The organism is Streptomyces sp. NPDC030183, from assembly GCF_055573455.1.
The window spans coordinates 165,141-183,926 of sequence record NZ_JBVIBK010000017.1 but is presented as its reverse complement, the minus strand read 5'-3'; the positions used below and the strand labels follow the sequence as shown (position 1 = coordinate 183,926).

16 protein-coding genes are annotated in these 18,786 nt (G+C 71.6%); 7 read left to right on the top strand and 9 right to left on the bottom strand.

Features of this window, described 5'->3' with window-relative positions:
• Positions 1-2: 2 nt before the first annotated feature.
• Both ACZ4Z2_RS21855 and argS read right to left on the bottom strand, forming a co-directional pair.
• A complete protein-coding gene (locus ACZ4Z2_RS21855; protein WP_468078291.1) occupies positions 3-869 on the bottom strand; it encodes a DUF4253 domain-containing protein in 867 nt (288 codons plus the stop codon).
• Positions 870-1,194: 325 nt separating this feature from the next.
• Positions 1,195-2,982 (bottom strand): arginine--tRNA ligase, encoded by a 1,788-nt coding sequence (argS, locus tag ACZ4Z2_RS21850; protein WP_468078290.1) that lies wholly within the window; start codon positions 2,980-2,982, stop codon positions 1,195-1,197.
• Between the two features lie 426 nt (positions 2,983-3,408).
• Here argS and lysS point away from each other — a divergent pair, with 426 nt between their 5' ends.
• Positions 3,409-5,154 carry a lysine--tRNA ligase gene (lysS, locus tag ACZ4Z2_RS21845; protein WP_468078289.1) on the top strand — a complete coding sequence of 582 codons (1,746 nt, stop codon included), beginning with the start codon at positions 3,409-3,411 and terminating at the stop codon, positions 5,152-5,154.
• 72 nt (positions 5,155-5,226) lie between these two features.
• On the opposite strand, the gene ACZ4Z2_RS21840 is transcribed toward lysS, so the two are convergent.
• From ACZ4Z2_RS21840 to ACZ4Z2_RS21830, 3 genes are all read right to left on the bottom strand, one after another.
• Entirely contained in the window at positions 5,227-6,573 is a 1,347-nt protein-coding gene (locus ACZ4Z2_RS21840) for a DUF2637 domain-containing protein (RefSeq protein WP_468078288.1), read from the bottom strand.
• Between the two features lie 241 nt (positions 6,574-6,814).
• Positions 6,815-7,753 carry a hypothetical protein gene (locus ACZ4Z2_RS21835; RefSeq protein ID WP_468078287.1) on the bottom strand — a complete coding sequence of 313 codons (939 nt, stop codon included), beginning with the start codon at positions 7,751-7,753 and terminating at the stop codon, positions 6,815-6,817.
• 142 nt (positions 7,754-7,895) lie between these two features.
• Positions 7,896-8,789 (bottom strand): DUF3558 domain-containing protein, encoded by an 894-nt coding sequence (locus tag ACZ4Z2_RS21830; protein ID WP_468078286.1) that lies wholly within the window; start codon positions 8,787-8,789, stop codon positions 7,896-7,898.
• Between the two features lie 214 nt (positions 8,790-9,003).
• Between ACZ4Z2_RS21830 and ACZ4Z2_RS21825 the strand changes: the two genes are divergently transcribed.
• On the top strand, positions 9,004-10,197 hold the full coding sequence (locus ACZ4Z2_RS21825) for an RtcB family protein (RefSeq protein WP_468078285.1): 1,194 nt from the start codon (positions 9,004-9,006) through the stop codon (positions 10,195-10,197).
• Between the two features lie 45 nt (positions 10,198-10,242).
• Here ACZ4Z2_RS21825 and ACZ4Z2_RS21820 read toward each other — a convergent pair whose 3' ends face one another.
• Positions 10,243-10,686, bottom strand: a complete 444-nt coding sequence (locus tag ACZ4Z2_RS21820; protein ID WP_468078284.1) for an ester cyclase — start codon at positions 10,684-10,686, stop codon at positions 10,243-10,245.
• 104 nt (positions 10,687-10,790) lie between these two features.
• Between ACZ4Z2_RS21820 and ACZ4Z2_RS21815 the strand changes: the two genes are divergently transcribed.
• On the top strand, positions 10,791-11,567 hold the full coding sequence (locus ACZ4Z2_RS21815) for an SDR family NAD(P)-dependent oxidoreductase (RefSeq protein WP_468078283.1): 777 nt from the start codon (positions 10,791-10,793) through the stop codon (positions 11,565-11,567).
• A complete protein-coding gene (locus ACZ4Z2_RS21810; protein ID WP_468078282.1) occupies positions 11,567-11,776 on the top strand; it encodes a hypothetical protein in 210 nt (69 codons plus the stop codon). Before ACZ4Z2_RS21815 ends, ACZ4Z2_RS21810 begins: the two co-directional genes overlap by 1 nt.
• Here the strand turns inward: ACZ4Z2_RS21810 and ACZ4Z2_RS21805 are convergent.
• The gene (locus ACZ4Z2_RS21805; RefSeq protein WP_468078281.1) at positions 11,760-12,572 is read right to left on the bottom strand and encodes a DUF6597 domain-containing transcriptional factor; all 813 of its coding nucleotides are present in this window, start codon (positions 12,570-12,572) and stop codon (positions 11,760-11,762) included. The two genes, ACZ4Z2_RS21810 and ACZ4Z2_RS21805, sit on opposite strands and share 17 nt — an antisense overlap.
• A 139-nt stretch (positions 12,573-12,711) precedes the next feature.
• Here ACZ4Z2_RS21805 and ACZ4Z2_RS21800 point away from each other — a divergent pair, with 139 nt between their 5' ends.
• Positions 12,712-13,791, top strand: a complete 1,080-nt coding sequence (locus ACZ4Z2_RS21800; protein WP_468078322.1) for an LLM class flavin-dependent oxidoreductase — start codon at positions 12,712-12,714, stop codon at positions 13,789-13,791.
• An 83-nt stretch (positions 13,792-13,874) separates the two neighbouring features.
• On the opposite strand, the gene ACZ4Z2_RS21795 is transcribed toward ACZ4Z2_RS21800, so the two are convergent.
• Positions 13,875-15,179: a glycosyltransferase family 4 protein gene (locus tag ACZ4Z2_RS21795; protein WP_468078321.1), complete on the bottom strand. Its 1,305-nt coding sequence runs from the start codon at positions 15,177-15,179 to the stop codon at positions 13,875-13,877.
• Between the two features lie 244 nt (positions 15,180-15,423).
• Here ACZ4Z2_RS21795 and ACZ4Z2_RS21790 point away from each other — a divergent pair, with 244 nt between their 5' ends.
• A complete protein-coding gene (locus tag ACZ4Z2_RS21790) occupies positions 15,424-16,191 on the top strand; it encodes a response regulator transcription factor (RefSeq protein WP_468078280.1) in 768 nt (255 codons plus the stop codon).
• 11 nt (positions 16,192-16,202) lie between these two features.
• The gene (locus ACZ4Z2_RS21785; protein WP_468078279.1) at positions 16,203-17,693 is read left to right on the top strand and encodes a HAMP domain-containing sensor histidine kinase; all 1,491 of its coding nucleotides are present in this window, start codon (positions 16,203-16,205) and stop codon (positions 17,691-17,693) included.
• Positions 17,694-17,854: 161 nt separating this feature from the next.
• Here ACZ4Z2_RS21785 and ACZ4Z2_RS21780 read toward each other — a convergent pair whose 3' ends face one another.
• Positions 17,855-18,640: a transglutaminase domain-containing protein gene (locus ACZ4Z2_RS21780; RefSeq protein ID WP_468078278.1), complete on the bottom strand. Its 786-nt coding sequence runs from the start codon at positions 18,638-18,640 to the stop codon at positions 17,855-17,857.
• Between the last annotated feature and the right edge of the window lie 146 nt (positions 18,641-18,786).

The window sequence follows — 18,786 nt, the reverse complement described above, 5'->3', positions numbered from 1 at the left end:
CGTCAGTCCCACCAGAACGTCCAGGTGTCCGCGCCGATCAGTGTCTTCGCGTACGTGTCACGGGACGCGTCGGACGTGCCCTGCCGGATGTTGTCGGGGCAGAAGGCGAAGTGCTCGGCGGCGAGGTGCCGGGCCTCGGCCTCGGTGGTGGGCGGGGCGGGCACCGAGAGGACGAGGCGGTCGAAGCCGAGGGCGACGACACGTATGCCGAAGCGGTCCTCCCAGGAGCGCAGCACGGCGCACAGCCGGGCCACGTCGCTCTCGTGGTTCAGCGGGCCGCCCCAGCCGACGGCCGCCGGGATGTCGGCGCTGCGGCGGGCCGGGACCAGCGCCAGCCGGGGATCCCTCAGCCGGGCGCGGTCGGCCAGGAGCGCGTCGGCGACGCCGGTGGCGACGGCGTCCGGGTCGGGGCCGTCGGCGTCCGCGTCGGGGCCGTCGTCCGGGCCGGCTTCCGCGAGGCCCGGCCACTCCTCCGTCCCCGCCTCGCCGCCGTCGCCCGTCGTGCCGTCCCCCGTCGTGCCGTCGTGCGGCGCGCAGGCGTCCCAGAGGTCGGCCAGGACCTCCTCGGGGTCGTGGTCCCCGGGGTAGGACATCTCGCCCGGCATCAGCTCCCACTCCTCCGGGCCGCCCTGGCCGCCCCCGACGTCCAGCAGCACCGGCAGGAGACCGGCCGTACGGCGGGCGGACCCCACGGCCGCCCAGGCACCGGGCGCGGCCGGCTCGTCGGCGCACCACAGCAGCGGCTCGTGCCACGGGCCCTCGTCGGTCGTGTCGATCAGCCGGCCGGGCGGAAGGGGCCGCTCCAGCCCGAGGGAACGGCCGGACGGGTCCGCCGCGAGCCCGGGCAGCGCGTTGGGAAGTGTCGCCATGCCGCGACTGTAGGGCCGGACACTGACAACGGGTCCCCCGGGCCGCCCGGGGGCAGGGCCCCGCCGCCCCGCCGACTCGCGGGCCGCGCCCCGCCGTGTCCCATAGGGCAGTGCCCCAAGAGACGATTACGGCCAACTCGACTGGAATTTACGGTGTCGCGCAGCCGTCCAGGACTACCGGGCCTTCCTGAAGAAGGACGGCGGCAGCGCCTGGGCCAAGCTCCTGAAGGCATTCGACCGGCTGCCCCGGGCCAAGGGCGTTGTCAGGACCGCTGCCGTCACCGGGCACACCCGCGCCCGGTGCCGGCAGCGACGGCCGACGAGGTCACAGACGCCCGGGCGTCCTGATGCCGAGGAGGCCCATGCCCCGGTGCAGGGTGCGGGCCGTCAGGTCGACCAGGAACAGCCGGTTCTCCACGACCTCGGGCGCGTTGTCCGCGGAGAGCACCTGGCACTGGTCGTAGAACGTCGTCAGCAGCGTCGCCAGCTTGTAGAGGTACGCGGCCAGCTTGTGCGGCTCGTACCCCTGCGCGACCTCCGCGACCGTCTCGCCGAACTGGTCCAGGTGCAGACCCAGCGCCCGCTCCGCCGGAGCCAGCTCCAGCTCCGGGTGCGCGGCGGGACGCGTACCGCCCGCCTTCCGCAGGATCGACTGGATACGGGCGTACGCGTACTGCAGGTACACCGACGTGTCGCCGTTGAGCGACACCATCTGGTCCAGGTCGAACTTGTAGTCCCGTACGGCGGACGTCGACAGGTCGGCGTACTTCACCGCGCCGATGCCCACGAACCGGCCGTTCTCGACGATCTCCTCCTCGGACAGGCCCACCTTCTCGGCCTTCTCCCGGACCACGGCCGTCGCCCGCTGCACCGCCTCGTCGAGGAGGTCCTCCAGCCGGACCGTCTCGCCCTCACGGGTCTTGAACGGCTTGCCGTCCTTGCCGAGGACCGTGCCGAACGCCAGCTGGTGGGCCTTCACGTCGTCGTTCAGCCAGCCCGCCCGGCGGGCCGTCTCGAAAACCATCTTGAAGTGCAGCGACTGCCGGGCGTCCACGACGTACAGCAGGGTGTTCGCCTTCTGGTGGAAGACCCGGTCGCGGATCGCGGACAGGTCGGTCGCCGCGTAGCCGTAGCCGCCGTCCGACTTCTGCACGATCAGCGGGACGGGGTTGCCCTCCGGGCCCTTGATGTCGTCGAAGAAGACACAGAGCGCGCCCTCGGAGCGGACCGCGACACCCGACTCCTCCAGCAGCCGGCACGTCTCGTCCAGCATGTCGTTGTACCCCGACTCGCCGACGATGTCCGGGTCGCGGATCTCCATGTCCAGCTTCTCGAAGACCGAGTAGAAGTAGATCTTCGACTCGTCCACGAACCGCTGCCACAGCGCGAGCGTCTCCGGCTCGCCCGCCTGGAGGTCGACCACCCGGCGCCGGGCCCGCGTCTTGAACTCCTCGTCGGAGTCGAACAGCGCCCGCGACGCCTTGTACAGGCGGTTCAGGTTCGACATGGCCTCCTCACCGGAGACCGCCGTGTCCTCGCTGTCCGCCTTGTGGTCCAGCTCGTGCGGGTGCTCCAGCAGGTACTGGATCAGCATGCCGAACTGGGTGCCCCAGTCGCCGATGTGGTGCCTGCGGACCACGTTCTCGCCGGTGAACTCCAGGATCTGCACGACCGCGTCGCCGATCACCGCGGAGCGGAGGTGACCGACGTGCATCTCCTTCGCCACGTTCGGCTGGGCGTAGTCGATGACCGTCGTACCGGGGTTCTCCGCGAGCGGCACGCCGAGGCGGGCCTCGTCCGCGTAGCGCTCCGCGAGGTTACGGGTGATCGCCGCGTCGGTGAGGGTGATGTTGAGGAAGCCGGGGCCCGAGACCTCGATCTCCTTGATCAGATCGCTGGTCACGCCCGACTCGACCTGCGCGACGACCTGGGTGGCGAGGTCCCTGGGGTTCGCCTTCGCCTTCTTCGCCAGCGCGAGGATGCCGTTGGCCTGGAAGTCAGCCCGGTCGCTGCGTCGCAGCAGCGGGTCCGCGGGGGCCTCCGGCAGGGTGGCCGAGAGGGCGGTCGCGAGGCGCTGGTGGACGGAGGCGGTGAGGGACGTGACCGGGGCCATGAGAGGGGAGCCGTTCTCCTCGGGGTACGGGTGGATGTCGTTCAGTATCCCACGGGGGGTAAAGGGGTTTTTCTGGGTGAGTGGGGGAGGGGCGCCTTGTAGCTCGGGGGTGCGGGTTCGTCGGCGGGTGCGGGTGAGTGGGGGTTGTTCGCGCAGTTCCCCGCGCCCCTGAAAAGCGACCGGGGCTGCGCCCCGTGCTTTTCAGCTGAAGGCCGGGCCGTAGGTCCATGCCTTCAGGGGCGCGGGGAACTGCGCGAGAAACCACACACCACCCGCAGCCGCCGACGAACCCGCACCCCCGAGTCACCAGGTGCCCGGGCCCCCTTCGAAACGCGGTTTCGTGGTTATGGCCAGAGCTGGGAGAATGGGCCCCGTCGGCCCGGACCGTACCGGCCGGCCCCCGGAGAACACTCAGAAAAAGAGGACGTGCCGATCGTGGCTCAGAGCACCGAGACCACCGACTGGGTCTCCCGTTTCGCGGATGAGGTCATCGAGGAGTCGGAGCGTCGGGCCCCGGGCAAACCGGTCGTCGTCGCGTCCGGGCTCTCCCCGTCCGGCCCCATCCACCTGGGCAACCTGCGCGAGGTGATGACGCCGCACCTCGTCGCCGACGAGATCCGCCGGCGCGGTCACCAGGTCCGGCATCTGATCTCCTGGGACGACTACGACCGCTACCGCAAGGTTCCCCATGGCGTCGACGGCGTCGACGGCACCTGGGCCGAGCACATCGGCAAGCCGCTCACCTCCGTCCCGGCCCCCAAGGGCTCCGCCCACCCCAACTGGGCCGAGCACTTCAAGGCCGCGATGATCGACGCGCTCGCCGAGCTGGGCGTCGAGTTCGACGGCATCAGCCAGACCGAGCAGTACACCTCGGGCGCGTACCGCGAGCAGATCCTGCACGCCATGAAGCACCGCGGCGACATCGACGCGATCCTCGCCCAGTACCGCACGAAGAAGGACCCGGCCAAGAAGCAGCAGTCGCAGAAGCCCGTGGACGAGGCGGAGCTGGAGGCGGCGGAGGGCTCCGGCGCCGCCGCCGAGGACGACGGCAGCTCCGGCTCGGCCGGGTACTTCCCGTACAAGCCCTTCTGCGGGCAGTGCGAGAAGGACCTCACCACCGTCACCGCCTACGACGACGACACCACCGAGCTGGCGTACACCTGCACCGCCTGCGGCTTCTCCGAGACCGTCGCGCTGAACGAGTTCAACCGCGGCAAGCTCGTGTGGAAGGTCGACTGGCCGATGCGCTGGGCGTACGAGGGCGTCGTGTTCGAGCCGAGCGGTGTCGACCACTCGTCGCCTGGCTCCTCCTTCCAGGTCGGCGGGCAGATCGTCGGGATCTTCGGCGGCAAGCAGCCCATCGGGCCCATGTACGCCTTCGTCGGCATCAGCGGCATGGCCAAGATGTCGTCGTCCAAGGGCGGCGTGCCCACCCCCGCCGACGCGCTGAAGATCATGGAGCCGCAGCTGCTGCGCTGGCTCTACGCCCGCCGCCGCCCCAACCAGTCCTTCAAGATCGCCTTCGACCAGGAGATCCAGCGCCTCTACGACGAGTGGGACAAGCTCGACGCCAAGGTCGCCGACGGCTCCGCCCTGCCGGCCGACGTCGCCGCCCACTCCCGTGCCGTGCGCACCGCCGCCGGTGAGCTGCCCCGCACGCCCCGCCCGATGCCGTACCGGACCCTCGCGTCCGTCGCCGACATCACCGCGGGCGCCGAGGACCAGACCCTGCGCATCCTCAGCGAGCTGGACCCCACCGACCCGCTCGCCTCCCTCGACGACGTACGGCCCCGGCTCGACAAGGCCGAGGCGTGGATCAACACGCACGTTCCCGCCGACCAGCGGACCATCGTGCGCCACGAACCCGACGCCGAGCTGCTGAAGTCCCTCGACGAGCAGGCCCAGGGCTCCCTCAGGCTGCTGCTCGACGGACTCGCCGACCACTGGTCCCTCGACGGGCTCACCCACCTCGTCTACGGCGTGCCCAAGGTCCAGGCCGGGTTCTCCGCCGACGCCACGCCCAAGGAGCTCCCGCCGGAGATCAAGACCGCCCAGCGGTCGTTCTTCGCGCTGCTCTACCACCTGCTCGTCGGCCGCGACACCGGCCCCCGCCTGCCCACGCTGCTCCTCGCGGTGGGCCAGGAGCGGGTACGGGCGCTGCTCGGGCAGTAGGGCGTACGCACCTACGCGGAGGGGGCGCCCGGTGATCATCACCGGGCGCCCCCTCTTCGTGTCGCACGCCGCTCACGCGATGTGGTCGTCCTCCAGCTCCGCGGTGTGGCGGTTCTGGAAGCGCAGCACCATGCGCTTGGCCTCGGCGTCCAGGACGCTGACGCCATAGGTCATCTGGATGTTGTCGCTGAACTCACGGGGGGTCGGGTAGCCGCTGCCGGCGCTTATCGACTGCTTGAAGACCTGGTAGTACGCCTCTTCGTCCGGCTCCGGAGTGCCGCCGCCCTCGCCCAGTTCACGGGTGCGGCCCGGGGCCACCGGAATGGGGAAACCGCCGGTCTCCTCCGAGGAGGGCTCCTCCACCAGCGCCGCCTCGGTCTCCTCGAACCGCTGCCGGTACCGCTCCGCCTGGTACTGCTCCGCCTGGTACTGCTCCCGCTGGTACTGGTCCGGGTCCTGCTCCTCGTACCAGCGCTCGTACTCCTCCTCCGGGTCGTACGAGGGGTCGTAGCCGCCCTGGTAGGGGACCTCCTGCGGGTGGCGGGCGTGCAGCCAGGGGCTCTCCTCGGCCGGCGGTTCCTGCTCGGCGTACCCCTGCTCCTCGTCCTCGGGGTACTCCGGCTGCCGCTGGGGGCTCTCCAGTTGGGGGCGCTGTTCGGCGGCGGGCGCGGCCACCCCCGCCCGGGCCGCGCCGGCCGGACGGCTCGCCTCGGCCGGGTCGGCCTCGGCCCGCGGCGCGGGCGGCAGCAACGCCGGCTCGATGCCCGCGGCCGCCAGACCCGCCGGGGCCGTGTCCGCCAGCGGGACGCCGTACCGGGCCAGACGCAGCGGCATCAGTGATTCCACCGGGGCCTTGCGGCGCCACGCCCGGCCGAAGCGGGAGCGCAGACGGGCCTGATAGACGAGACGTTCCTGCTCCAGCTTGATCACCTGGTCGTAGGAGCGCAGCTCCCACAGCTTCATCCGGCGCCACAGAAGGAACGTGGGGACGGGGGAGAGCAGCCAGCGCGTGAGGCGCACGCCCTCCATGTGCTTGTCGGCGGTGATGTCGGCGATACGGCCGATCGCGTGCCGCGCCGCCTCCACCGACACCACGAACAGCACCGGGATCACCGCGTGCATCCCCACGCCGAGCGGGTCCGGCCAGGCCGCCGCGCCGTTGAACGCGATCGTCGCCGCCGTCAGCAGCCACGCCGTCTGACGCAGCAGCGGGAAGGGGATGCGGATCCACGTCAGCAGCAGGTCCAGGGCCAGCAGGACACAGATACCCGCGTCGATACCGATCGGGAAGACGTAGGAGAAGTTGCCGAAGCCCTTCTTGACGGCCAGTTCCCGCACCGCCGCGTAGGAACCCGCGAAGCCGATCCCGGCGATGATGACGGCGCCGAACACGACCACGCCGATGAGAACGCGGTGCATTCGAGTCAGCTGCATTGGCGCGGCCACCCGTACTCCCCTCCCCTTGCGTGTTGTTGCGCGCAACAGGGTGGCACATGTGTACGGCAAACGGGTTGCCGGTACGCGTCGGGCCCGGCCCGCGAGAGGACCGGGCCCGGACGAAAGCCCTGGTGGGAGCGGGCGTCACCCGCCGCGCATTACGAGTTGGGCACTACGCCGGCCCGGCCCGAGCGGCCCCGCGCCGACCGGTCGTACGCGTCCGCTACCGCGAGGTCTTCCGGGTGGAGCCCGTGCCCAGATCCGAACCGGAACCCGAGCCCGCCGCCTTCGTGGCCCCCTTGGACGGTGACTTCGACGGAGACTTGGAGGGCGACTTCGACGCGCTCGCCGAGGGGGACGACTTGCCGCCGTCGCCGTCGTTCGCGTCGCCGACCGCCTCCACGACCTCCTTCGCCGCCGACTTCGCCGACTTCAGCAGCGCCGCCGGGTCCGGGGTCTTGTCACCGGCCAGGCCGGCACCGTTGTAGTCGAGGGTGACGACCACGTTCTCCGTGCGCACCACGATCGTCTGCTGCTTGAAGGTGTCGCCGTCCTTCTTCAGGTCGTAACGCACCACCGTCGCCTCGTCGCCCGTGCCCGTCACCGGCTCCGTCTTGACGTTCTTCGCCCCGTCCACCGCCTTCGCCGCGGCCACCTTCGACTCGAACGCCTCGTGCGCCCGGTCCTCACCCGGACCGTTCGCCGCGTCCGACGCCAGCAGATGCAGCGACACGCTCAGCCAGCGGTACTGCGAACCGTCCACACCGTTGTTGTCGAGGCTGGTCCAGCGGCAGTCGCCGGTCACGTTCTCCTCGGCGGTGTTGATCGCCTTCCCCGACTTCACGCCCTGCGGGACCAGCGACTTCAGCGTCTTCGACGCGAACACCTCGCACGCGTCCGGCAACACCGCGTACGCCGCCTCGACCACCTCGGGCGTCGCCGACTTCGGCGGCGCCGAGGTCACCCCCGCCGACGGCTTCTTCCCCGACGCGTCGTCGGAGCCGGAGTCCGACGAACAGCCCACCGCCACCAGCATCACCGGGACGACAGCGGCGCCGACCAGCACCCGTGCCCGCCCCTGACGCCCGGCACGAGCGACGCCCGTGCCCCGCGCGGTACGCGACTGCTGCTGACGATGACCTGACTCTGCGGCTCGTTGCATGGTTCCTTCACTCATGACGTTCATCACGCTCGTGGTTCCTGCGGTCGGATCGGGTCCGAGGGGCCACGGTACGCGGTGCGAAGGAAGCGCGGTCCTGAATCAGGGGGTTCGGCGGGCCGCCCGCCGCACCCCCGGAAACCGCTCACTCGTCGAACGCCTCCGCGAGCAACTCGGCCAGATTCCGGGCCCTGTCCTGCATTTCCTCGCTGTCCGGCACGTCCGTCGTCGTCGCCGACTGCTCCTCGTACTCGACGGTCACGATCACGTTCGACGTGCGGAACACCACAGTCACCGTGCGCTGCCGGCTCGTCCCGAGCGTGTCGTCCAGGAACGCCTCGTCGCCGAGACCGTCGAGCGTACGGGGCTGGAGGGAGGCCGGAGTCGAGGACGCGGTGGCGGAACCGGATGGATCGGAAGAACCGGGTGAATCGGAAGAGGGGGACGACTTGGGCGACTTGGGTGACTCGGGGGAGCGGGAGGAGCCGGCGGAGTCGGAGGGGGAAGCGCTCTGCGACGGAGCCGCCGACGCGCCGCCGTCCCCTGCTCCCTCGTCCCCTTCGTCGTCCCCCTCGGTCGTGCTCGGCGACGGCTCCGGGAGGTCCGCGGCCTCCACCTTGCCGCCGTACACCTCCTGCGCCTTGCTGTCGTCGCTGACCGACCTGTTGAACGACACCACGCGCTCGAAGTCGACGAACAGATAGTCGGTGGCGGTCGGCGACCCCACCTTCCAGCGGCAGCCCGCCTTCCGGTCCGTGTCGTAGGTGAGCGTCGCCTGGCCCTCGTACGCCTCCTCGCGCTGCTCGACGTCCGGGAGTTGCTTCAGGCCCGGCAGGAGCACGTCGAGGGTGTCGTCGTCGACGGAGCCGCAGGCGTCGGGGAGCGTGTCGTAGCGGCCGGGCTGCGCGACGGAGGCGGACGTGGTGACCTCGCCGGGGCGCGGGTCGTCCGGGACGCCGTCGTCGCCCGATCCCGTGCACGCGGTCAGCACTGCCGCGAGGAGCACGGCGACGCCGGGTACGTACGCCTTCCGCTGCACCGTGGGGGCTCCTCTCGACGGGGTCCCTGGGGACGCCTGCGCTGTTCTGTCCTGTGGCCTGTGCGTATTTCACTTGCCGACCGGGGGTGATCCCCGGGCACCATGTGTATCGCACGCACTGCCGCGGACGCCGGTCCGGCATCCCTTTCGTTGACCTTGGCGCCGGTTTTGCGTTCTGAGACTTTTGATGGATTTCCGGGGGAATGAGGGCGAGATGTCGTACGTAGAGATACCGGGCGCGAAGGTGCCGATCCGGATGTGGACCGACCCCGCGTCGGTGGAGGACGTCGCCCTCCAGCAGCTCCGCAATGTCGCGACGCTCCCCTGGATCAAGGGCCTGGCGGTCATGCCGGACGTCCACTACGGCAAGGGCGCGACGGTCGGGTCGGTCATCGCGATGCAGGGTGCGGTGTGCCCCGCGGCCGTGGGTGTGGACATCGGCTGCGGCATGTCCGCGGTGAAGACGTCCCTGACGGCCAACGACCTGCCGGGCGACCTCTCCCGTCTGCGCTCGAAGATAGAGCAGGCGATTCCGGTGGGGCGGGGGATGCACGAGGACCCCGTCGACCCCGGGCACGTGCACGGCTTCCCCGCGGCGGGCTGGGACGACTTCTGGGGGCGCTTCGACGGGGTGGCGGAGGCGGTGAGGTTCCGTCAGGAGCGGGCGCGGAAGCAGATAGGAACCCTGGGCAGCGGAAACCACTTTGTCGAGATTTGCACGGATTCAACCGGTTCTGTCTGGCTCATGCTGCACTCCGGCTCCCGCAACATCGGCAAGGAACTCGCGGACCATCACATCGGCGTGGCCCAGAAGCTGCCGCACAATCAGGACCTGGTCGACCGCGACCTCGCTGTCTTCGTCGCGGACACCCCGCAGATGGCGGCCTACCGCAACGACCTGTTCTGGGCGCAGGAGTACGCGAAGTACAACCGCTCGATCATGATGGCGCTCCTCAAGGACGTCGTCCGCAAGGAGTTCCGGAAGGCGAAGCCGACCTTCGAGCCCGAGATCAGCGCGCACCACAACTACGTGGCCGAGGAGCGCTACGACGGCATGGACCTCCTCGTGACCCGCAAGGGCGCGATCCGTGCCGGCTCCGGCGACTACGGGATCATTCCCGGCTCGATGGGCACCGGGTCGTACATCGTGAAGGGTCTCGGGAACGAGAAGGCGTTCAACTCCGCGTCCCACGGCGCGGGTCGGCGCATGAGCCGCAACGCGGCGAAGCGTCGCTTCACGACGAAGGACCTGGAGGAGCAGACGAGGGGCGTGGAGTGCCGCAAGGACTCCGGGGTCGTCGACGAGATCCCGGGCGCCTACAAGCCGATCGAGCAGGTCATCGACCAGCAGCGGGACCTGGTCGAGGTCGTGGCGAAGCTGAAGCAGGTCGTCTGCGTCAAGGGATGACCCGTGCCGGGGCCCGAGCCGTCACCGGCTCGGGCCCTTTCGGCTTCACTGATCGCTGGTCAGTTCCTCGGGGAGCAGGCCCAGTTGGGCGAGGAAGTCCAGCTGGTCGAAGTACAGCCGGTAGCTGGTGATCCGGCCGTTCTCCACCTTGGCGAAGTCCACGCCGCGGATGCTGATGTCCTTCTGGGTCGCCGGGAGGGTCGTTCCGTCGGGGAACGCCATGGGGCCGGTGTTCCTGCCGCTGTAGATGCCCTCGTCGATCGCCGTGTCGCCGATCTCGAAGGAGCTGAGCGTCTCGAAGCGGGCCTCCGGTACGGCGTCCGTCATCTGGCGCCAGTACTCGGCGATGTTCTCCCGGCCGTGGATCTCCCCGCCGTCGGGCGTGTAGGCGACCGCGTCCTCCGCGAAGAGGTTGCCGATGGTCTTCGGGTCCTGGTGTGTGGTGAGGGCCTCGGTGAGCTGGTCCATGACCTCGCGCGCCTGTCCCATGATCCACCTCCTGAACAGGGGATCACCCGTCTCGTTCATCTCATTGTCCCACCGCACGCCTATCCTGGCCGGGCAACTCAGTCGTCGCGCCCCAGGAGCAGCTCATGGCCACCGCCACACCGTCCGCCGCCTCCCGTATCGCCGTCGTCACGGGTGCGAGCAGCGGCATCGGCGCCGCCACGGCCCGGCAGCTTGCCGCCGCGGGGTACCGCGTCGTGCTGACGGCGCGCCGCAAGGACCGGATCGAGGCGCTGGCGGAGGAGATCAACGCGGCGGGCGGCCAGGCCACGGCGTACGCCCTGGACGTCACGGACCGGGCGGCCGTGGACGAGTTCGCGACGGCCTTCCGGACGATCGGTGTGCTGGTGAACAACGCGGGCGGCGCCCTCGGCGCCGACCCGGTGGCCACCGGTGACCCCGCCGACTGGCGCCGGATGTACGAGACGAACGTCATCGGCACCCTCAACGTCACCCAGGCCCTGCTGCCCGCGCTGACCGCGAGCGGTGACGGCACGGTCGTCGTGGTGTCGTCGACGGCGGGGCACGGGACGTACGAGGGCGGCGCGGGCTACGTCGCCGCCAAGCACGGGGCGCACGTCCTCGCGGAGACGCTGCGGCTGGAGATCGTCGGGACGCCGGTGCGGGTCATCGAGATCGCGCCCGGCATGGTGAAGACCGAGGAGTTCGCCCTGACCCGGTTCGGCGGCGACGAGGAGAAGGCGGCGCGGGTGTACCAGGGGGTGGCGGAGCCGCTGACCGCCGACGACGTGGCCGACACGATCACCTGGGCCGTCACCCGGCCCAGCCACGTCAACGTCGACCTGCTGGTGCTGCGCCCCCGCGCCCAGGCGTCCAACACCAAGGTCCACCGGGAACTGTGATGCCGCCCGAGCAGCGGGATCCCGGCGCCGAGCGGGACCTGGACTCCGAGCGGGACCTCGACACCGAGCGGGACCTCGACGCCGAGCGGCGCCGGCTCGTCGAGGAGAAGAAGAACGAGCGGTACGTGTGGTGGTACCTGGCGTACTTCCTCTTCGGCATCCACCTCGTGGCGTTCGTGATGATCTACGCGGTCACGCACGCCAAGTGACCGCCTCCGCGTACGCCCTCGGCGGGACACCCACCGTCGCCGTGAAGTCACGGACGAGGTGGGCCTGGTCCGCGTAGCCGAGGTCGGCGGCGAGCGCGGCCCAGTCGACCGCGCGTTCGGTCTCGGCGCGTTCCAGGGCCTCGTGGATGCGGTACCGGAGGATGACCCACTTGGGCCCGACCCCGACGTACGTGGCGAACAGGCGTTGCAGCAGCCGTACGGAGAGGCCCTCGGCACGGGCGAGGTCGGTGACCCGGCGGACGGCGCGGTCGGTGCGGACACGGTCGACGAGGGCCATGGCGAGGTCGGCCTGGGGGTCGGGGCGGGGGTCGAGGCCCAGCAGGAACGCGTCGAGCGCGGCGACGCGGGCGTCCTCGTCGTCGGGGCCGAGGACGGTGTCGGGGTCGGTCCCCGGAAACACCTCGGGGTGCGGTACGCGGCGGCCGGTCCAGTCGGACACGGGGCTGCCGGGGGCGAAGGGGCGGAAGCCGCCCGGCCGGAACTGGATGCCGCAGACCCGGCCCCTGCCCTCCAGCTTCTGGGTGAAGAGGTCGAGGCCGACGCCGGAGACCTCGGCGAAGGGGGCCTGCCCCTCGTACCGCTGGAAGACGACGTTGACCGAGGGGTGCGGGACGACCTGGGAGACGTACGGCTCGGGCAGGTCCCAGTCGATCAGCCAGTAGTGCTCCAGGTAGGGGCGGAGCGGCGCCGCGGGTTCGCGGCGGCGGAAGCGGACGCGTGCGAAGAGTTCCGCGGCGTCCACGATGCCTCGGGTGTCACGGCGTGGGGCGGCCATATGGAGAGGGTAGGGACGGGGACTGACATTCTGCGGGGCGTGGGGAGGCCGGTGCGGGGCGCCGGCGGAATAGTGGAAGCGGAGCACCTGTTTGGCGCTATGGTTGAATCGTAAACAACCTGAGAGGGTGGCAACGATGATGCAGTTCGGGATCTTCAGCGTCGGTGACGTGACGCCGGACCCCACGACGGGCCGTACACCGACCGAGCGCGAGCGCATCAAGGCGATGGTCGAGATCGCGCTGAAGGCGGAGGAGGTCGGGCTCGACGTCTTCGCCACCGGTGAGCACCACAACCCGCCGTTCGTGCCGTCGTCGCCCACGACCATGCTGGGCTGGATCGCCGCCCGCACCGAGCGGCTGATCCTCTCCACCGCGACCACCCTCATCACCACCAACGACCCGGTGAAGATCGCCGAGGACTTCGCGATGCTCCAGCACCTGGCCGACGGCCGGGTGGACCTGATGATGGGGCGCGGCAACACCGCGCCGGTCTACCCGTGGTTCGGGCAGGACATCCGCCAGGGCATCAACCTCGCCATCGAGAACTACGCGCTGCTGCACCGGCTGTGGCGCGAGGACGTGGTGAACTGGGCGGGCAAGTTCCGTACGCCGTTGCAGAGTTTCACCTCCACGCCGCGGCCGCTGGACGGGGTGCCGCCGTTCGTCTGGCACGGGTCGATCCGCTCGCCCGAGATCGCCGAGCAGGCCGCGTTCTACGGTGACGGCTTCTTCCACAACAACATCTTCTGGCCGGCCGAGCACACCCAGCGGATGGTGGAGCTGTACCGGGAGCGGTACGCCCACCACGGGCACGGCACGCCCGAGCAGGCGATCGTCGGGCTCGGCGGGCATGTGTTCATGCGGAAGAACTCCCAGGACGCGGTACGGGAGTTCCGCCCGTACTTCGACGTGGCGCCGGTGTACGGCCACGGGCCGTCCCTGGAGGAGTTCACCGAGCAGACGCCGCTGACCGTGGGGTCGCCGCAGCAGGTGATCGAGAAGACGCTGGCCTTCCGCGAGTACGCGGGCGACTACCAGCGGCAGTTGTTCCTCGTCGACCACGCCGGGCTGCCGTTGAAGACGGTGCTGGAGCAGATCGACATGCTGGGCGAGGAGGTCGTGCCGGTGCTGCGGGAGGAGTTCGCGAAGGGGCGCCCGGCGGGCGTGCCGGACGCCCCGACCCACAAGGCGCTGACCACCGCCGACGCCAAGGGCTGAGCACTGCCGCGGGGGCCGAGGGCTGAGAACCGCCGCGGGGGGCCGAGGGCTGAGAACCGCCGCGCGGGGCCAGGGGGTTCCGGTCAGGCCGGGCGTTGTCCGGAGTTGGTCGTGGCCGTGCGGCGGAGCCGTACAGGTGACAGCCCCGCGCCCCTCAGCGGCGCCAGGGCCGTCCTCTTCCAGGAAGCGGCCCTGCGGCGCAGCCAGCCGCTCGCCCTTGTCGTCTCCTTCTCCCAGGTGCGCTGGAGCCGGGTCGCGCGGAGGTCCTCGAAGAGGTCCTCGTACCGGGCGACGATCGGGGCCGGGTCGTAGCGGTGGGCCGACTTCAGGGCCGCCCGGCCCATGGCGCGGCGCAGGGCGTCGTCGGTGACGAGCTCCAGGATGGCGTCGGCGAGGGCGTGGGGGTCGTCGACGGGGACGAGGCGGCCGTCGACGCCGTCGGTGATGATCTCGGCGGGGCCCAGCGGGCAGTCCGTGCTGACCACCGGGACACCGCAGCGCATGGCCTCGACGAGGGTCATGCCGAAGGACTCGGCGTCGGAGGCGCTGACGACGAGGGAGGCGCGGGCGAACTCGTCCTCGATGGGGGTGTGCGGGCCCATCAGATGGGCGCGCCCGGTGAGGTCGAGGTCCTCGATGAGGGCCCGCAGGCTGTCCTTCTGTTTGCCGCCGCCGTAGATGCGCAGCTCCCAGTCGGGTTCCTTGGCGGCGACCTTGGCGAACGCCTCCAGCAGGAGGTCGAAGCGCTTGCCGCGGGCGAGGCGTCCGGCGGCGGCGATGACGGGGGCGGTGCCGTCCGAGGGGGCGACGCCGGTGGCGGGGACGATGTTGGGCACGGGCATCACCCGTACGCCCGGCAGTGCCATCCGCGCGCGGTACACCTCCGCGTCGGCGGCCGTGGTCGTGACGACCGCGTCGAGGCCGCGGTAGTGGCGGGCGAGGACCGTGCGCAGCTGCTTGGAGTGGGCGTCGTGGCGCAGGTGTTCCTGGCCGATGCACAGGGCGCGGCGGGGCGCGAAGCGGGAGACGTACACATTGAGGCCGGGGCGGGTGCCGATGACGACGTCGGCGTCGCAGCCCGCCAGATAGCCGCGGACGCGCCGGTCGGTGAGGCGGCTGTACTGGCGGTGGCGCTTGTCGGCGGCCGGGAAGTCGACGGCGGGCTGCATCTGGGCCGGATCACGCAGATCGGCGCTGTTGGGGCGGATGTCCACCAGGGGCACGAGGGTGATCCGGGGGTCGACCGTGAAGCGGGGCTCGTCCCGGTGGCGGGACATCGAGGCGATCTCCACGTCGTGGTGGTCCGCGAGCGCCGCCGCCAGGTTCAGGGTGGTCCGGACGGTGCCGCCGATGGCGTACGCGTTGTGCAGCAGGAACACGATCTTCATCCGGCGGCTCATGCACTACCTTCCCGACGGTATTGGCCATGTTTACGGAGAATTGGGGCGGGTTCGGACCCTTTCTACTGCATGCGCCCCTTGCATCCGGGTTCCCTTGCGGGCCGGTGTCACACGAACACCGTCCTGCGGCGGGGTAAGCCGGCCACGCGGTCGTGGTGAGAGGCCGGTAAGAAGGGCGCCCGGGCGTCCTCGGGGAGGTGGTGCGCGGCCGTGACCTTGGCAGACTGGTGGGGTGCCCCAGAACGTGCTGCTCGCCGAGGACGACCGCGCCATCCGCCACGCCCTGGAGCGGGCGCTGACGCTGGAGGGCTACGAGGTGACGGCGGTCGCCGACGGCGTCGAGGCGCTGGCGCAGGCGCACCGCAGGCAGCCCGACGTGCTCGTCCTCGATGTGATGATGCCCGGCATAGACGGTCTCCAGGTGTGCCGCGTGCTGCGCGCCGAGGGTGACCGGACGCCGATCCTGATGCTCACCGCGCTGGTGGAGACGGCCGACCGGATCGCCGGGCTCGACGCCGGCGCGGACGACTACGTCGTCAAGCCGTTCGACGTGGAGGAGGTCTTCGCGCGGCTGCGCGCGCTGCTGCGCCGGACCGGCAACGCCGGTGACCTGACCGGGAGGCCGTCGCCCGAGCCGTCCGCCACGGCCGCCGCGGGCGTCGCGGGCGTCGCGGGCGTCGCGGGTCAGGGGCAGGAGAGCGGGCTCGTGTCGGCCGCCGGGGTGCGGATGGACGTACAGGCGCGGCGGGCCTGGCGGGGGTCGCGGGAGCTGGAGCTGACGCGGACCGAGTTCGACCTGCTGGAACTGCTCGTACGCAACGCGGGCATCGTCCTCGACCACGCCACCATCTACGACCGGATCTGGGGCTACGACTTCGGGCCCGGCTCCAAGAACCTCGCCGTCTACGTCGGCTATCTGCGGCGCAAGCTCGACGAGCCCGGGGCGCCCGCGCTGATCCACACCGTGCGGGGTGTGGGCTACGCGCTGCGGGAAGACTGAGGCGGCGGGCGGTGCCGCGGCGTGTCGTCCGGCTGCTGTCGCGGGTGCCGGCCCGGTTGCGTCCGGTGCCGTCGCTGCGGGCGACGTTCACCGTGTCGTTCGTGGCCGTGGCGTGTGTCGTCACCGTGCTCGTCGGGATCCTCAGCTACAGCGCGGCGGCGCGGCTGGTGCGGGTGGACCAGCAGACCGTGTTCGCCGAGGTGGTGCGTGATCTGCGGGAACTGGTGGAGCAGGACCGGCTGGGCCCGGAGGACTTCGCGCCCTCGGACAGCGGCGGTCCCCGTGACGACCTGATCCGCTCCGGCCGTACGGACGTCCAGGTCCTCGGCCCCGACGGGGAGATCCTCGACAAGGGCGACCCCGGTCTGCCGGTGCGGCCCGCCGACGTGCGTGTCGCGGGCGCGCGGTTCGCCGGGACGATGGTCGAGCACGGCGAGGTCGAGGTGGGGGGCGGCCGGTACCGGGTGGCGACCGTCGCGCTCGGCGGCGGGCGGGGAGCCGTGCAGGTGGCCCAGGAGTTCAGCGACACGGAGGACCTGCTGCGGGAGTTGCAGCAGCGGACCCTGCTGTTCGTGTCGGGTGTCGTGGTCTCGGCGGGGTTGTTCGGGTGGTGGCTGGCACGGCGGCAGACCCGGCGGCTGGTGCAGCTGGCCGGGGCGGCGGAGGACGTGGCCAGGACGGGGCAATTGGGGATCCAGGTGCCGGTCGCGGGCCGGGACGAGGTCGGGCGCCTCGGGCGTTCCTTCGACCGGATGCTGGTGCGGCTGGCCCAGTCGGAGGAGGACCAGCGGCGGCTGGTGCAGGACGCGGGGCACGAGTTGCGGACCCCGCTGACGTCGCTGCGGACGAACATCTCGCTGCTGCGGCGCATCGACGAACTGCCCGCCCGGGTGCGGGAGGAACTGGTCGACGATCTCGCCCAGGAGGCCCGCGAACTGACCGACCTGGTCAACGAGCTGGTGGACCTCGCCGCCGGGCAGTCGAGCACCGAGCCCGTGCAGCGGGTGCAGCTGGCCGACATCGCCGAGGACGTCGCGGCGACCGCGCGGCGGCGGACGGGCCGGGAGGTCGTCGTACGGGTGGAGGGGGACACGACCGTCGAGGGGCGGGCGGGGGCGTTGCAGCGGGCCGTGTCCAACCTGGTGGAGAACGCCGCGAAGTTCGACCGCGCCGGGACCGGGGCGATCGAGGTGGTGGTCGCGCGGGGGCCGGCGGGCGGCGGCGGCGACCTCGTCGACCTCGACGGCATGGGCCAGGGCGACGGGCCCGAGGTGGTCCGGGTGGAGGTCCTGGACCGGGGCCCCGGTGTCGCCGACTGCGACCTCGAACGCATCTTTGACCGGTTCTACCGTGCCGCCGACGCCCGCAGCCTCCCCGGCTCCGGCCTCGGCCTGTCCATCGTCCGCGCGGTGGCCTCGGCACACGGCGGCACCCCGTTCGCCTTCCGCCGAGAGGGCGGCGGCCTGGTGATCGGCTTCACGGTACGGGGCACCGGGAGCTGACGACCTGACGTCCCATGACGGCGGCCACCGGACGGGGAGCGGCGGCGCGGGCCCGCCGGACGGGGAGCGGCGGCGAGAAACCCCCGGACGGGCGGTGAACGGCCGCCCGGGTCAGGCCGGGGTGCGGGTGGCCGGGTCAGGCCGGGGTGCGGGTGGTCGGGTCAGGCCGGGGTGCGGGTGGCCGGGGTCCAGCGGCCGAGGACGGGCTCGGTCAGGGTGCGGGCCGTGCGGCACAGGGTCTGGCCGTGGCGGTCGAAGAGGGTGTCGCGGTCGTCGAAGTGGCCCAGGTCCGCGACGATCTGGGCGGACAGGTCGCAGGAACCTTCGTCGGCGGCGCAGGCGCTCACCCCGGCCCCGGATCCGCCGTCCCAGTCGATGCCGGTGCGGGCCACCGCGTCGAAGAGGGTCTCCCCGCCGTCGTTGGCGTAGTGACGGCCCGCGGCGGACCCCGTGAACAGTTCGCCGATCGGCAGCCACGCCCCGTCGATCCGGAACTCCGGCCAGGCCAGCAGGACCTGCGCCGGCACGAACGGCTTCAGGCGCGGGAAGCGCGGATACCAGAACGCGCCGTCGACGAGCAGCCCGCGGACCCGCGTCCGCACCCGGACGGCGCGGGCGACCGCCTCCACCGCCGCCATCCGCTGACTGCACGAGCCGCGCCCCAGCCGCAGGATCCGGGACACCCGGCGGCGGTCCTCGACCGAGTACACCGGCCGCACGTCCCGCGCGACGATCCGGTGCGCGGCGCGCAGCGCCTCCAGCGGGGTCGCCTCGCCCGCCACCCGGCCCGCGATCGCCCGCACCAGCGGGTCGTCGTGGTCCAGGATGGGCGTGGCCCGGGTGGAGCCGCGGACGTCCTGCGCGTCCCGTACCGCCGCTCCCCCTGGTACCGCCGCCGCTGCCCGCCTGTCCCGCGCGCCGTACGCCATGAGCAACCGACTGGTCATGTCCGTCCCCGTTTCCCGGTGTGTCCGCCGCTCCCCGTACGGGCCCCCGCCCGTGCCGGGCGAGCGCCCCGTCCATCCTCACACGGGGCGCGTCCGAGGCCGCGACCGTCCCCCTCCCACCGGCTGGCCGGCCCCCCTCGGCCCCC